This window comes from Sodalis sp. RH21, assembly GCF_047324175.1.
Classification (GTDB): Bacteria; Pseudomonadota; Gammaproteobacteria; order Enterobacterales; family Enterobacteriaceae; genus Acerihabitans.
In genome coordinates, this window is sequence record NZ_CP178732.1 from 4793117 (window position 1) to 4808861 (window position 15745).

Annotated in this window: 12 protein-coding genes and 2 tRNA genes; all 14 read right to left on the reverse strand. The window is 56.7% G+C overall.

Features of this window, described 5'->3' with window-relative positions:
• Positions 1 to 39: 39 nt before the first annotated feature.
• The gene (pnp, locus tag ACL2XP_RS22140; RefSeq protein ID WP_413735390.1) at positions 40 to 2157 is read right to left on the reverse strand and encodes a polyribonucleotide nucleotidyltransferase; all 2118 of its coding nucleotides are present in this window, start codon (positions 2155 to 2157) and stop codon (positions 40 to 42) included.
• 238 nt (positions 2158 to 2395) lie between these two features.
• Positions 2396 to 2665, reverse strand: coding sequence for a 30S ribosomal protein S15 (gene rpsO / locus ACL2XP_RS22145; protein ID WP_331123068.1), 270 nt, complete (start codon positions 2663 to 2665; stop codon positions 2396 to 2398).
• Positions 2666 to 2782: 117 nt separating this feature from the next.
• On the reverse strand, positions 2783 to 3724 hold the full coding sequence (gene truB, locus ACL2XP_RS22150; RefSeq protein ID WP_413735391.1) for a tRNA pseudouridine(55) synthase TruB: 942 nt from the start codon (positions 3722 to 3724) through the stop codon (positions 2783 to 2785).
• Positions 3724 to 4137 (reverse strand): 30S ribosome-binding factor RbfA, encoded by a 414-nt coding sequence (gene rbfA, locus ACL2XP_RS22155; protein ID WP_413735393.1) that lies wholly within the window; start codon positions 4135 to 4137, stop codon positions 3724 to 3726. Before rbfA ends, truB begins: the two co-directional genes overlap by 1 nt.
• Positions 4138 to 4205: 68 nt before the next feature.
• Positions 4206 to 6917: a translation initiation factor IF-2 gene (infB, locus tag ACL2XP_RS22160; RefSeq protein WP_413735394.1), complete on the reverse strand. Its 2712-nt coding sequence runs from the start codon at positions 6915 to 6917 to the stop codon at positions 4206 to 4208.
• Positions 6918 to 6942: 25 nt separating this feature from the next.
• Complete coding sequence (gene nusA / locus ACL2XP_RS22165; protein WP_413735395.1) at positions 6943 to 8430, reverse strand: transcription termination factor NusA; 1488 nt, start codon at positions 8428 to 8430, stop codon at positions 6943 to 6945.
• Positions 8431 to 8451: 21 nt separating this feature from the next.
• Positions 8452 to 8904 (reverse strand): ribosome maturation factor RimP, encoded by a 453-nt coding sequence (gene rimP, locus ACL2XP_RS22170; RefSeq protein WP_413735396.1) that lies wholly within the window; start codon positions 8902 to 8904, stop codon positions 8452 to 8454.
• Positions 8905 to 9121: 217 nt separating this feature from the next.
• Positions 9122 to 9198: transfer RNA gene (locus ACL2XP_RS22175), tRNA-Met, on the reverse strand.
• A 315-nt stretch (positions 9199 to 9513) separates the two neighbouring features.
• Entirely contained in the window at positions 9514 to 10482 is a 969-nt protein-coding gene (locus tag ACL2XP_RS22180) for a hypothetical protein (protein WP_413735398.1), read from the reverse strand.
• 344 nt (positions 10483 to 10826) lie between these two features.
• Positions 10827 to 10913, reverse strand: a tRNA-Leu gene (locus ACL2XP_RS22185).
• A gap of 52 nt (positions 10914 to 10965) precedes the next feature.
• Complete coding sequence (gene secG / locus ACL2XP_RS22190; RefSeq protein ID WP_331118546.1) at positions 10966 to 11298, reverse strand: preprotein translocase subunit SecG; 333 nt, start codon at positions 11296 to 11298, stop codon at positions 10966 to 10968.
• 192 nt (positions 11299 to 11490) lie between these two features.
• Positions 11491 to 12828, reverse strand: a complete 1338-nt coding sequence (gene glmM, locus ACL2XP_RS22195) for a phosphoglucosamine mutase (protein ID WP_413735399.1) — start codon at positions 12826 to 12828, stop codon at positions 11491 to 11493.
• A complete protein-coding gene (gene folP / locus ACL2XP_RS22200; protein WP_413735401.1) occupies positions 12825 to 13670 on the reverse strand; it encodes a dihydropteroate synthase in 846 nt (281 codons plus the stop codon). The genes glmM and folP overlap by 4 nt, the downstream gene beginning before the upstream one ends.
• A gap of 132 nt (positions 13671 to 13802) precedes the next feature.
• Positions 13803 to 15734 carry an ATP-dependent zinc metalloprotease FtsH gene (ftsH, locus tag ACL2XP_RS22205; RefSeq protein WP_413739257.1) on the reverse strand — a complete coding sequence of 644 codons (1932 nt, stop codon included), beginning with the start codon at positions 15732 to 15734 and terminating at the stop codon, positions 13803 to 13805.
• Positions 15735 to 15745: the final 11 nt, after the last annotated feature.

A 15745-nucleotide genomic window follows, 5' to 3' on the forward strand; every position in this document is an offset into this window, starting at 1 on the left:
ACAGTTATTTATTCTACTCTAATTCTATTATTATGCTGATTATTCTACTTCCGGAACCACTGCATCCTGACCAGGAGCGGTAGCTTCCTTGATACTCAGGCGCACACGTCCCTGACGATCGACTTCCAGCACTTTAACCGGTACTTCCTGACCCATTTGCAGGTAGTCGGATACTTTCTCCACACGCTTGTCGGCGATCTGCGAGATATGCACCAAACCTTCCTTGCCGCCGCCGATGGCCACGAATGCGCCAAAATCAACGATGCGGGTCACTTTACCATTATAGATCCGGCCCACTTCAATTTCAGCGGTAATCTCTTCGATACGACGAATGGCATGGCGCGCTTTTTCGCCGTCGGTCGCCGCAACCTTCACCGTACCGTCATCTTCGATTTCGATAGTGGTGCCGGTTTCTTCGGTCAACGCACGGATAACCGAGCCGCCTTTACCAATCACGTCCTTGATCTTGTCGGGATTGATCTTGATGGTATGGATACGCGGCGCGAACTGGGAGATATCGCCGCGCGGGCTGCTGATAGCCTGTTCCATCACACCCAGGATATGCAAACGCGCGCCCTTGGCCTGATTTAACGCTACCTGCATGATTTCGCGGGTGATGCCTTCGATTTTAATATCCATTTGCAGCGCGGTGACGCCTTCACGGCTACCGGCCACTTTAAAGTCCATGTCGCCCAGATGATCTTCATCACCCAGAATATCGGACAACACGACAAAGTTATCACCTTCTTTTACCAGACCCATGGCGATACCGGCGACGGCGGCCTTGATCGGCACCCCGGCATCCATCAGCGCCAAGGAGGCGCCGCACACGGAGGCCATGGATGAAGAACCATTGGATTCAGTGATTTCCGATACCACACGCACGGTGTACGGGAACTCATTGGCTTTTGGCATTACCGCCAGCACACCGCGTTTCGCCAAACGGCCATGGCCGATTTCACGACGCTTGGGTGAGCCGACCATGCCGGTTTCACCAACGCAATAAGGAGGGAAGTTATAGTGTAGCAGGAAACGGTCGGTACGCTCACCGGTCAATTCATCAATATTTTGCGCGTCGCGCTCGGTGCCGAGGGTGGCGGTAACCAGCGCCTGGGTTTCGCCGCGGGTGAACAGCGCGGAACCATGGGTACGCGGCAGCACGCCGGTACGGATGTCCAGGCCGCGGATCATGTCTTTTTCGCGGCCGTCGATACGCGGTTCGCCGCGCAGTACGCGGCTGCGAACCACGGTCTTCTCAAGGCTGGCCAGCAGTTCTTTGATATCGCCTTCGTCCAGCGTCTCGTCCTGCGCCAGCAGCGCGGCAACGACGTCGGATTTGATGCTATTGACCTGGGCGTAGCGTTCCAGCTTCTCGGTGATATGGTAAGCATCACCCAGACGACCTTCCGCCAGTTCGGCCACGCGGGTTTGCAGCGCGGCGTTGACTTCAGGGGCGTGCCATTCCCATTTCGGTTTGCCGGCTTCTGCAACCAGGGCATTGATATTGTCGATAACGATTTGCTGTTGATCGTGGCCGAATACCACCGCGCCCAGCATTTCATCTTCGCTTAACAGCTGCGCTTCGGATTCCACCATCAGCACGGCGTTGGCGGTACCGGCGACCACCAGGTCCAAACGGCTTTCAGCCAGTTCGGCCATGGTCGGGTTCAGCACGTACCGGTTATTGATATAACCGACGCGGGCCGCGCCAATCGGGCCGCTGAACGGGATGCCGGACAGGCTCAGGGCGGCGGAAGCCCCGATCATCGCCACGATATCCGGGCTGACCTGCGGATTTACCGAAACCACGGTGGCGATAACCTGGATTTCATTCAGGAAGCCATCGGGGAACAGAGGACGGATAGGACGGTCGATCAGACGGGAAATCAGGGTTTCGCCTTCGCTGGGACGTCCTTCGCGACGGAAGAACCCACCAGGGAAACGCCCGGCGGCGTAAGTACGTTCCTGGTAGTTAACCGTCAACGGGAAGAAGCTTTGGCCCGGCTTGGCCTGCTTGGCGCCGACCACGGTTACGAATACCGCGGTGTCGTCCATGCTTACCATAACGGCAGCGGTCGCCTGGCGAGCCATCATACCGGTTTCCAGCGTTACCGTATGTTGGCCGTATTGAAACTTACGCACGATCGGATTTAGCAAAATGATATCCTTTTTCAAGGTGAGCTTAATCTGACAAACTCACCGATGACTAACCCATCTTCTCATCGCATCCTCGCGACTAATGACAATCCTTATCCCCCGGATAAAGCCTCTCATTAGCCGCGCGAATCTCAGCAATTGAAGAATCCACTTAAGCAACAACCCATTATCTTGAATGGCTATTGCTCCCTAGAAGAAAGGGGCCACATAAGGCCCCTTTCTACCGAAACTGTCTGGCTTAACGACGCAGGCCCAGGCGCTCGATCAGGCCGGTGTAACGTGCGACATCTTTACCTTTCAGGTAGTCAAGCAGCTTACGACGCTGTGAAACCATGCGCAGCAGACCACGACGGCTATGATGGTCTTTCTTATGTTCCGCAAAATGGCCTTGCAAATGGCTGATTTGAGCGGTTAAAAGAGCAACCTGCACTTCGGTGGAACCGCTATCGTTGGCATCACGGCCGAAATCAGTAACGATTTTTGCTTTCGCTTCAACACTTAGAGACATTATAACACTCCAGATTTATTGTGAAATACACAGGCGCCGATCTCTAATTCAGCAACCCCATTCATAAGCCGCGCTATTCTACTCTTAGCGCACGTCGATCGCAAGGTACAAGCTGAATCAGACGCGCGGTTCAGCCACCAGGCGACGCGGGGCGACGCGGCCGATTTCCGTCATTTCGCCGACGCCGAAAAAGCGCCGCTCCCCGCCCTCGGTAAGCCGCACCAGGCCCTGCGGCGGCGCGTCGCTTACCGCCACCGATTGGCCCAGACGGACAAAACCCGCAACGGCCGCCGGCAGGTTCACTTCCGGCAGATTGCCCACCGCGCTGTCCATGGGCAGCAGCAGGCGGTCCAGCGCGGCCAGGGTATCCGGCGCCGTGGGTTCGGCGGCGGTCAGGACCTGCAACTGCTCCAGCGTCACCATGCGCGCGGCCGGATAATCGGCCACCGCCAGGCGGCGCAGCGCGCCGACATGGGCGCCGCAGCCGAGGATTTCGCCCAGGTCGTCAACGATGGTGCGGATATAGGTGCCTTTGGAGCAGTGAATTTCCAGCTCTACGCTGTGCAAATCCCATTGGATCAGATCCAGCGAATAGACATTTATCAGGCGCGAGGGCCGCGGGACATCGATCCCCTGCCGCGCATATTCATACAGCGGTTTGCCCTGGTGTTTCAGCGCCGAATACATGGAAGGAACCTGCTGCGTTTCCCCGCGAAAGCCGTCCAGGGCCTGGTCCAGCTGCGCCTGCCCGATATTGACCGGACGTTCGCTGATAATCGCCCCCTCGGCGTCCGAGGTGTCGGTGCGCTGGCCCAGGCGGGCAACCACCCGGTAGCGTTTATCCGCATCCAGCAGATGCTGGGAAAACTTGGTGGCTTCACCCAGGCAAATGGGCAGCATGCCGGTGGCCAGCGGGTCCAGCGCGCCGGTATGCCCGGCCTTGTTGGCATGGAACAGCCGTTTGACTTTTTGCAGCAGATCGTTGGATGAAAGGCCCAGCGGCTTATCCAATAATACGATACCGTCGATATCACGGCCGCGGCGACTTGGACGGCCCATCAGTCTTCCTTGCCCTCTTCGCCCTCGTCGGGTTCGGATTCGCTGCGGCGCGCGCGGTCATGCTGCACCACCTGGCTGACCAGGTTGGACATGCGCATGCCTTCTACCAGCGAGTTATCGTAGGCGAAGGTCAGTTCAGGCACCACGCGCAAACGCATCGCTTTGCCCAGCAGGCTGCGGATAAAACCGGACGCGTCCTGCAAAGCGGTAATGCCGATTTTGATTTGCTGCGGTTCGTTATCATTGAGGAAGGTAACAAAAACTTTGGCATAAGCCAGATCGCGCGAGACTTCCACCGCGGATACGGTAGCCATGCCTACGCGGGGATCTTTGATTTCGCGTTGCAGGATGATGGCAATTTCTTTTTGCATCTCCTGGGAGACGCGCTGGGTGCGGCTGTATTCTTTTGCCATTATGATTTCTCCAGACAAAACAGGGGGCATAATGCCCCCTTTCAGATATGCGGTATGGCTGGTGCCGGTTAAGCGATGGTGCGTTGAATCTCGATGGTTTCGAAACATTCAATCACATCGCCCGGACGGACGTCGTTGTAGTTCTTGACGCCGACACCACATTCCATGCCGTTGCGCACTTCGTTGACGTCATCTTTAAAGCGGCGCAGGGATTCCAGCTCGCCTTCATAGATTACAACGTTGTCGCGCAGTACGCGGATGCGGTTGTGACGTTTCACCATACCTTCCGTCACCATACAACCGGCGATGGCGCCAAACTTCGGCGAACGGAACACATCACGCACCTCGGCCAGGCCGATGATTTCCTGACGATATTCCGGAGCCAGCATGCCGCTCATGGCCTGTTTGACTTCGTCAATCAGGTCATAGATTACCGAGTAGTAACGCAGATCCAGGCTTTCCGACTCAACCACCCGGCGGGCGGATGCATCGGCGCGGACGTTAAAGCCGAGGATGATGGCGCTTGACGCCGCGGCCAGGGTCGCATCGGTTTCGGTGATACCACCGACGCCGGAGCCGACGATCTTGACCTTGACTTCAGGGGTGGACAACCCTTCCAGCGCATCGCAAATCGCTTCCGTGGAGCCCTGGACGTCGGCTTTCAGCACGATGTTCAATTCGGAGACTTCGCCTTCGGTCATATTGGCGAACATATTCTCCAGCTTGGACTTCTGCTGACGCGCCAGTTTGACTTCGCGGAACTTGCCCTGACGATACAACGCCACTTCCCGGGCTTTTTTCTCGTCGCGCACGACGGTCGCTTCATCACCCGCGGCGGGTACGCCGGACAGGCCGAGAATTTCCACAGGAATAGACGGACCGGCGGAAGAGACTTCACGGCCCAGTTCGTCGCGCATGGCGCGCACACGGCCGTATTCGAAGCCGCACAGCACGATATCGCCTTTATTAAGCGTACCTTCACGCACCAGGACGGTAGCCACGGGACCGCGGCCTTTATCCAGGAACGATTCGATCACCGCGCCGCTCGCCATGCCGTTACGGATGGCTTTGAGTTCCAGCACTTCGGCCTGCAGCAGTATCGCGTCCAGCAGTTCATCGATGCCCACGCCTGATTTGGCCGACACATTGACGAACTGGCTTTCGCCGCCCCATTCTTCAGGGATGACGCCGTACTGGGTCAATTCATTTTTAACGCGATCCGGATCGGCTTCCGGTTTGTCGATTTTATTCACCGCCACCACGACCGGCACTTTCGCGGCCTTGGCATGCTGAATGGCTTCGATGGTCTGCGGCATCACGCCGTCATCGGCTGCCACGACCAGCACCACGATATCCGTCGCCTGGGCGCCTCGGGCACGCATGGCGGTAAACGCCGCATGTCCGGGAGTATCCAGGAAAGTGATCATGCCGTTTTCGGTTTCCACATGGTAAGCACCGATATGCTGGGTGATACCACCGGCTTCGCCGGCCGCCACTTTCGTGGAGCGGATATAATCGAGCAGCGAGGTTTTACCGTGGTCGACGTGGCCCATGATGGTCACGACCGGAGCGCGCGGCTCGGCCGCCGCATCAACGTCACGGTCGCTCATCACCAGCTCTTCGAGCTCGTTTTCGCGGCGCAGGATCACTTTATGACCCATTTCTTCCGCTACCAGCTGCGCCGTTTCCTGATCGATGACCTGATTGATGGTGGCCATGGCGCCAAGTTTCATCATAGCCTTGATGACCTGGGAACCCTTGACCGCCATTTTGTTGGCCAGTTCGGCCACGGTCACGGTTTCGCCAATCACCACATCGCGGTTAACGATTTGAGCGGGCTTGTTGAAGCTCTGCTGCAAGGTGCTGGGCTTGCGTTTGCCTTTGCCGCCGCGGCCCACGGCGCGCGCTTCTTCGCGGTCAGCCTTGGATTCGGACAACCGGCTGGTTTTTTTCTTGGTGGCCTTGCCGCCACGAGTGCGGGCGCGACGCTCGCCCTCGACCTTACGGTCGTTTTCATCTTCCGCTTCGCGGGCATGGTGAGACGTCGTGACGTGGTAATCACTGGCATCCTCTTCGGTCGGCTCCGGCGTGGCAACCCAAGTACCGCCATTCTCTTCCGCCATCCGCTTGGCTTCTTCGACGGCGAGGCGAGCGCTTTCTTCAACCTTGCGACGCGTTTCCTCTTCCGCTTTACGTCTAAGCTCAGCGGCCTCGGCTTCACGGCGAGCTTTTTCAGCCGCCTGTGGTGACTTGGTCATATGATTGGTCTGCTGGTTGGTCAATTTTTCACTTTCCGCTGCCACGCGCTTCGCTTGTTCAGCGGCCTCACGTTTGGCTTTATCGTCGGCCGCACGTTTTGCTTTTTCTTCGGCTTCGCGTTGGGCTTTTTCAGCGGCTTCATGCGCAGCACGCTCTTCAGCTTCACGAAGTGCCAGTTCTTCCGCTTCACGTTTCGCCAGCTCTTCCGCTTCAGCCTGCTCGGCAGTCTGAGAATCGCGTTGCACATACGTACGTTTCTTGCGGACTTCTATTTGCACCGATTTACTTTTACCGCCGGTGCTCGGAATATTCAAGGTACTACGGGTTTTACGCTGTAATGTCAGTTTATTCGGCGCGCTGCCCCGTTCACGGTTGAGGTGCGCCAATAACGTTTGTTTCTCATGCTGGGTCACAGAATCGGCCTCGGTCTTGTCGATACCAGCATCAGCAAACTGCTGTACCAGGCGATCGACCGGGGTCTGAATTTCTGCGGCGAGCGATTTTACGGTTACATCTGTCATGCTGTTCCTTTCCTGCTACAGTTTATTACGCGTTGTCGCCAAACCAACAGATATTGCGAGCGGCCATGATTAACTCACCGGCTTTTTCGCTACTCAGCCCTTCAATATCTGACAGGTCGTCGACACCCTGTTCGGCAAGATCTTCCAGCGTACAAACACCGCGCGCCGCCAGCTTGAACGCCATGTCGTGCTCAAGCTCCGGCAGACTTAACAGGTCTTCAGCCGGCTTGCCCCCGCCGCGATTCTCTTCCTGCGCCAGGGCGAGCGTGGTCAGGGCATTTTTAGCCCGTTCACGCAACGCTTCTACCATTTCTTCATCAAGCCCTTCGATTTGCAGCAACTCTTTCATTGGGACATACGCGAGTTCTTCCAATGAGGAGAAGCCTTCTTCAACCAGCACCGTGGCGAACTCTTCATCAATGTCCAGATGTTTGGTGAAGATATCGATGGCGGCGTGTGCTTCGGCCTGATGTTTTTCTTGCAGATCCTCAACGGTCATCACGTTCAGCTCCCAGCCGCTAAGCTGTGAAGCCAGACGGACGTTCTGGCCGTTGCGCCCGATGGCCTGCGCCAGGTTACCGGATTCGACCGCGATATCCATGGTGTGCTTGTCTTCGTCGACCACGATGGACGCAACGTCGGCCGGCGCCATGGCATTAATCACGAACTGGGCCGGATTGTCATCCCAAAGGATGATATCGATACGTTCGCCGCCCAGTTCGCTGGATACCGCCTGGACACGCGCGCCGCGCATCCCGACGCAGGCACCGACCGGGTCGATGCGCTTGTCGTTGGTCTTCACGGCAATCTTGGCCCGTGAACCCGGATCGCGGGCAGCGGCTTTAATCTCAATGACTTCTTCGCCGATTTCCGGCACTTCAATACGGAATAATTCGATCAGCATCTCAGGGCGGGAACGGCTGACAAACAGCTGTGCGCCGCGAGCTTCCGGGCGGACTGAATAGAGAACGCCGCGGATACGGTCGCCGGGACGGAAGTTTTCGCGCGGCAGCATGTCTTCACGGCCGATGACCGCCTCGGCATTGCTACCCAAATCAAGGCTGATATTATCGCGGTTAACTTTTTTCACCACGCCGGTGACGATCTCGCCTTCATGCTGGCGGAATTGGTCCACTACCATGGCGCGTTCTGCTTCGCGAACTTTCTGAACGATAACCTGCTTAGCGGTTTGGGTCGTAATGCGGTCAAACACCACCGATTCGATTTCGTCTTCGATATACCCGCCCAATACGGAGCTGGGATCTTCGAACTGCGCCGCATCAAACGTGATTTCTCGGGTTGGCTGCGTCACTTCGTTGACGATCACCCAGCGGCGGAAGGTCTCGAAATCGCCGGTTTTACGATCGATATTGACACGAACCTCGATTTCTTGCTCGTATTTTTTCTTTGTTGCCGTAGCCAGGGCAGTTTCCAGCGCTTCGAAAATTTTCTCACGAGGAACCGCTTTTTCATTGGAAACTGCTTCAACAACAGCCAGAATTTCTTTATTCATCCTAGTTGCCTCATTAAAACGTTAAAAGTGGGGTACCAGGTTCGCTTTCTGGATGTTGCTCAAAGCGAACACTTCATCTTTTCCTTCCACCGTCACCGTGATCATTTCGCCGTCAACCGTTTTAATGATTCCTTGCCATTTTCGACGATTTTGCGTCGCTATGCGCAAAACCACGCTGACTTCTTCACCGATAAACTGCGTATATTGCGCGGCGGAAAATAACGGGCGATCGAGACCCGGCGAAGAGACCTCAAGGCTGTAAGCCACGGTAATAGGGTCTTCGACATCCATCACCGCGCTGACCTGGTGGCTGACATCAGCGCAATCATCGACGGTGATGCCATCCTCACTGTCAATATAGATGCGTAGCGTTGACTGGCGACCCCGGATGAATTCAATACCCACCAGTTCGTAGCCCAAGGCTTCCACCGGCGCGGCAATCATCTCAGTCAATTTTTGTTCTAATGTGGCCAAGCCCACCCCCAAGACATAAAAAAAGGGCTAAAAAGCCCAGTATTTCTGTAGTTTAATAACAAAAAACCCCGAAAATTCGGGGCTTTTTGTGACTGGGACCCTGTAAGCCACCAAGCGGCTTTACAACATTCCACAGAATCTTTTTTCAAACGCCGCTGCGATAAATACATTATAACGCGTACTAGCAGTATATTTGAAAAAGAACTCTAAGGGAAAGTGGTTGCGGGGGCCGGATTTGAACCGACGACCTTCGGGTTATGAGCCCGACGAGCTACCAGGCTGCTCCACCCCGCGTCTGAAAACGTTGCGAATATTACGCCAATAACCGCAAAAAAGCAAGTTATCATTATGCTTGGCACCAGAGCGTGGCGGAGGTAAAACAATTAACACGTTATTTTAACGGATAAACCGTTTGATCTGCGTCACTGGCCGAGCGGTAAAAAACTCGTTCGCCAGGGCCATGCTATACAGCATAGCAGCTAATAATGCAGCCCTACGCCCGCGGCAGTTGATAATACTGCGCCAGGCCCGTTCGAGGGAGGAGAGTATTCCATAACTCCCCACCCTGGGCAAGCATCTTTTCCCGCGCTGCCCTGGCCTGGCCCGCGATCAGCCACGGCGCCGGTCGGGCGCCGCCCCCATGACCCCGCCCTGCCGTTCAAACCGGGCGCGCAGGGCCCGTACGGAAAGTTTTGCCCCGGTGGTTACCGACGCGGGCAGTGACGTGCGTGCGGCCGTTTCGTCGGGCTTCCCGCGCGGCCAGGTGGTTGGTTGGAATAGCGCGGCATAGTTAAACTTCGGCTCGTAGCTCCGGGTGGTTTCATTAAATGCGACCAGTTGGCGGATGGCGCCATCGTAGCCCATATCCAGCAATACCCGCGCGGAAGGATCGTCCATTTGCCCGGCGACCAGATAAGCCAGGCGCATTTGCGCAAAGTTGCGATCGGGATTATTGCTCATTTGCTCGCACAAATCCGCCAGGTGGCTGAAGGACAATGACGCATCGCCCAGCACATTCAGGGCAAACACCCCGCGGAACTCGCCGTTTTTGCTATCCCGGGTATCGATGGCCAGTTCGGTCACGGCCTGCGCGACTCCCGGGATCGGCAACGGGGTGATAAACACGATCTTATCCCCAACGATGCGAATATTGTCCGACGAAAATAACGGGCTGGTGGGGTTTTGTTTCAGATACGCGACGATGGCTTTGCCGTTAACGTCCGCATAACCATCATTGGTCAAGGAACTCAATAGATATTTAGGCTGGATGGCCCGGTCCGCAGGGTTGGTCAGCATCTCTTTCAACACGGCGTTGGGATCTTTGTTTACCCGCCGCGCCGCGTTGGATCGGGTTGGTTTGGCCTTGCGCAACCCGGCTAACAGCCGATGCAAGCCGGCATTTACCGCGACGACCCGGGTTTTAATATAGGCAAAAGGCTTGAAGACCGTGTTGCCAATGGCCGAAAGTCCCCGCTGAAACCGGGCGCCGAAAGGCGTCTGTCCAGGCGGGGCGGTCGCCGCGGGCGGCGCGGGCGACGGGCGGGATTTCAAAGGACGGGTGGCCTGATTGATGTTCATGGTGATTCTCCGAATTCGCATAACGTAGCACGGTGCGTCAGCACGCGGACGCGGAATCAGGGGATTAACGCTCCCGTTTTTCCGGTGGAACCGACGGCGGCAATCACTATCGCAATTAAACGTTATCAAGAATTTTAAAAATCGCTTATTGCCGAGAAGAACGAGACGATGAACGTTTATCAGGAAGGATGGGACAAGAAAGGCGCCTGGCGGCCGAAAAACAAAAAGGCGTATGGTTTACGCCTTTTGACTGTAGCTTTGCTTTTACACTTTGGTTGTAATAACCATACGTAATAACCATACATAATAACTATACATAATAGCGATACATAATAACGATACGTTGGTACCGAGGACGGGACTTGAACCCGTAAGCCCAATCGGGCACTACCACCTCAAGGTAGCGTGTCTACCAATTCCACCACCCCGGCACTGCTTATATCGTATTATTTGACTACTATTAATAGATTACTGGGTATTAGATTACTGGGGGATATCGTTATTCGGCTTGGCCGGCGCTTCAACTGGTGCTTTTTGCGCTTGCGGAGCCTGATTTAAATTATCCCACTCGCTGCCCTTCTGGCTGTGGCTGCCGCTGAGGTTGCCCAAAACCAGACTGAGGATAAAAAACAGCGTTGCGAGCACGGCCGTCACACGGGTCATGAAGTTACCGGAACCGCTCGAACCGAACAGGGTCGCTGAAGCGCCTGCACCGAAAGAGGCCCCCATATCAGCACCTTTACCTTGTTGCAGCATAATCAGCGCAACCAGCCCGACAGCTATCAACAGGAATATGACTAACAGAGCTTCGTACATAATCTTTTCAGTATCCTTGCGGGTAAAACCGCGTGTTAGGCTATAGCCCCAATTCGGCTATGACAAACTCCGACTGAAGCGGGTGTGAATACTAACTAAAGCATTGTTCGCACGCAAGGGCAAATTGCGCCTGGCGAACTGATTGCGGAAAAAAACGTCAGCCGGTTGGCGGGGATGGGCCCCCGCCCGGGTTCAGCCGGCGGCTTTTACCGCTTCGGCGATCAAATGCGCCAGGCGCCCCACCCGATCGGCATCTTCGCCTTCCACCATTACGCGGATCAGCGGCTCGGTGCCGGATTTACGCAGCAGCACCCGGCCCTTGCCCGCCAGAGCGGTTTCCACTTCCGCCAGCGCCCGTTTCACCCGGTCCGATTCCAGCGGGTCGCCGTTGCCGGCAAAACGCACGTTAACCAGGATTTGCGGCAGCAGACGCATGCCGCTGCACAGATCGTGCAGGGACATATGGTTGCCCACCATGGCGGACAAAACCTGCAGGCCGGCGATGATGCCGTCGCCGGTGGTGGTTTTATCCAGCAAAATGACGTGGCCGGAGTTTTCCGCCCCGATGCGCCAGCCTTTCTCCTGCATTTTTTCCAGTACGTAGCGGTCGCCCACTTTGGCGCGCACGAACGGGATGCCCAGCTGTTTCAGCGCCAGCTCCAGCCCCATGTTGCTCATCAGGGTACCGACCACGCCGCCGCTCAACTGGCCCTGGCGCAGTTTTTCCCGCGCGATGATATAGAGAATCTGGTCGCCGTCGACCCGGTTGCCCTGGTGGTCGACCATGATCACCCGATCGCCGTCGCCGTCATAGGCAATGCCGAGATCGGCCTTTTCTTCCAATACGCGCCGCTGAAGCTGCCGCACGTCGGTGGCTCCGCACTCCTCGTTGATATTCATGCCATCCGGCTGGCAGCCGATCGCCACCACGCCGGCGCCCAGTTCGCGCAATACGCTGGGGGCGATATGGTAGGTGGCGCCATTGGCGCAATCCACCACGATTTTCAGCCCTTTCAGGCTACTATTGCTGGGAAAGGTGCCTTTGCAAAATTCGATGTATCGGCCGGCGGCGTCGACGATGCGGCTGGCTTTGCCTAATTCCGCGGATTCAACGCAGGTAATGGTTTTTTCCAGCTCCGCCTCGATGGCTTCTTCCACCGCGTCGGGCAGCTTGGTGCCATCGATGGAGAAAAACTTGATGCCGTTATCGTAGTAGGGATTATGCGAGGCGGAAATGACGATCCCCGCCTCGGCGCGGAACGTCCTGGTCAGATAGGCAATGGCCGGGGTAGGCATCGGGCCGGTGAACGCCGCGGACAGTCCCGCTGCCGCCAGGCCCGCCTCCAGGGCCGACTCCAGCATATAACCGGAAATACGCGTGTCCTTGCCGATGATGATTTTACGCGAGCCGTGGCGGGCCAGGACCTTGCCGGCCGCCCAGCCCAGCTTCAGAACGAAATCGGGCGTAATGGGGCTGTCGCCGACTTTACCGCGGATGCCGTCGGTGCCGAAGTATTTATGATTACTCATATAAATAGTGATTCCTTCGCTGAAAGAGTCGCTTTAACGATGCTCATCGCCTCAACGGTGGCGCTGACATCATGGACACGAATAATGTGCGCGCCCTGCATGGCGGCAATGACCGCGCAGGCCACGCTGCCAATGATGCGCTGCTCGGGCGGGGCGGATATCAGTTGCCCGATCATGGATTTGCGCGACATGCCCACCAGGATCGGCAAGCCGAAACGCTGAAAATCCCCCAGCCGGGCCAGAAGGCGGTAATTATGCGCCAAGTTCTTGCCAAAACCGAAGCCCGGATCGATCAACAGGCGTTTTTTGTCGATACCGGCCGCTTCGCAGCAGGCGATGCGCTCGCTCAAGTATTGCTCCACTTCGGCCAGCACATCGACATAATGCGGCGCTTGCTGCATTGACCGGGGTTCCCCCTGCATATGCATCAGGCATACCGGTAAACCGCTGTCGCGGGCGGCGGCCAGCGCCCCGGGCTCGGTCAACGCGCGGATATCATTGATCAGATGGGCGCCCGCCAGCGCGCTTTCACGCATCACCAATGCCCGGGACGTATCCACCGAGATGAACGCATCCAGGCGCTGCGCCAGGGCGCTGACCACCGGCAGCACGCGTTCGGCTTCCTCGGCGTCGCTGACCGCGGCCGCGCCGGGACGCGTGGACTCGCCGCCGATATCGATAAGCGTGGCGCCGGCGTTGATCATAGCCTCGGCATGGGCCAGCGCCGCATCCAGACGACGGTATTTACCCCCGTCCGAGAAAGAATCCGGCGTGACGTTAAGGATGCCCATCACCTGGGGCGAGCCCAGGTCGAGGGTGCGCTGCTTACTCTGGAGTTGCATGGCGTGATGGTCCCTACTGAACGGTAAATAATAACGGCCGGTAAAAAAAAAGCCCCGGCAATGAAGCCGGGGCTTTATTATACGCAGAGCGCATCGGGAAAGGCAGTCAAATCCACCCCGCCGCGCCGGCGCTTAGTTATTGCCGAACTGCTCCGACATGGTATTGCCGGTCGGGGTATTGGGTTCATCCACCGGGGTCGGCGCTTTTGGCGTACCGCCGTTATCGGAGGAATGATTGCTCGGCGAGTCATCCCAGCCGGCAGGCGGACGCACGGTTTTACGACCCATCAAATCATCAATCTGCGGCGCGTCGATGGTTTCATACTTCATCAATGCATCTTTCATCGAATGCAGGATATCCATATTTTCCATCAGCAGGGTACGCGCCCGGGCGTAATTGCGCTCAATCAGGGATTTGACTTCCTGGTCGATAATGCGCGCCGTCTCGTCGGACATATGCTTGGCTTTAGCCACCGAACGGCCCAGGAACACTTCGCCTTCTTCCTCGGCGTACAGCAGCGGCCCCAATTTCTCGGAGAAGCCCCATTGCGTAACCATGTTACGTGCAATGGAAGTGGCCACCTTGATATCGTTCGATGCGCCGGTCGATACTTTTTGCACGCCGTAGATGATCTCTTCGGCCAGCCGGCCGCCGTACAGCGTAGAGATCTGGCTTTCCAGCTTCTGGCGGCTGGCGCTGATGGCATCGCCTTCCGGCAGGAAGAACGTCACGCCCAGCGCGCGACCGCGCGGAATAATCGTCACTTTATGCACAGGATCGTGCTCCGGCACCAGGCGGCCGATAATCGCGTGGCCCGCTTCGTGATACGCGGTGGATTCTTTTTGCGCTTCGGTCATTACCATGGAACGGCGCTCGGCACCCATCATGATTTTGTCCTTGGCTTTTTCGAATTCCACCATGGAGACGACACGCTTGCTGCCGCGGGCGGCGAACAATGCGGCTTCATTGACCAGGTTGGCCAAATCCGCACCGGAGAAACCAGGGGTGCCGCGCGCGATTACCGACGGGTCCATATCGGTCGACAACGGCACCCGGCGCATATGCACTTTCAGAATTTGCTCACGGCCGCGTACGTCCGGCAAGCCAACCACGACCTGGCGGTCAAAACGGCCTGGACGCAGCAGAGCGGGGTCCAGTACGTCCGGACGGTTGGTCGCGGCGATAACGATAATGCCTTCGTTACCTTCAAAACCATCCATTTCCACCAGCATCTGGTTCAGGGTCTGTTCGCGTTCGTCATGACCGCCGCCCAGGCCTGCTCCGCGCTGGCGCCCCACGGCATCGATTTCATCGATAAAGATAATGCAGGGCGCGGCTTTCTTGGCCTGTTCAAACATGTCGCGCACGCGTGATGCGCCGACACCCACGAACATTTCCACGAAATCAGAACCTGAAATGGTAAAGAACGGTACTTTGGCTTCCCCGGCAATGGCTTTCGCCAGCAGGGTTTTACCGGTCCCGGGCGGCCCGACCATCAGCACGCCTTTGGGAATTTTACCGCCCAGCTTCTGGAAACGGCTCGGCTCGCGCAGGTAATCGACCAGTTCGCTGACTTCCTCTTTTGCTTCGTCGCAGCCCGCGACGTCGGCAAAGGTGGTTTTAATCTGATCTTCAGTGAGCATGCGGGCTTTGCTTTTGCCGAAGGACATTGCCCCCTTGCCGCCGCCGCCCTGCATTTGCCGCATAAAGAAGATCCAGACGCCTATCAGCAACAGCATCGGGAACCAGGAAATAAAGATCGAAGCCAGCAGGCTTGGTTCTTCCGGCGGTTCGCCGACGACTTTAACGTTCCGGGTCAGCAGAGAATCCAATAATCTGGGATCGTTGACCGGGATAAACGTGGTGTAGCGGTTACTGTCTTTCTTGGTAACGTTAATTTCACGTCCGTTAATACGTGCTTCCCGAATCTGATCCTGATTCAATTCAGACATAAAGGTAGAGTAATCCACCTTACGGCTATTGGACTCGCTGGGCCCGAAGCTCTGAAATACAGACATCAGCACAACTGCGATGACCAACCAGAGAATCAGGTTTTTCGCCATGTCACTCAAGG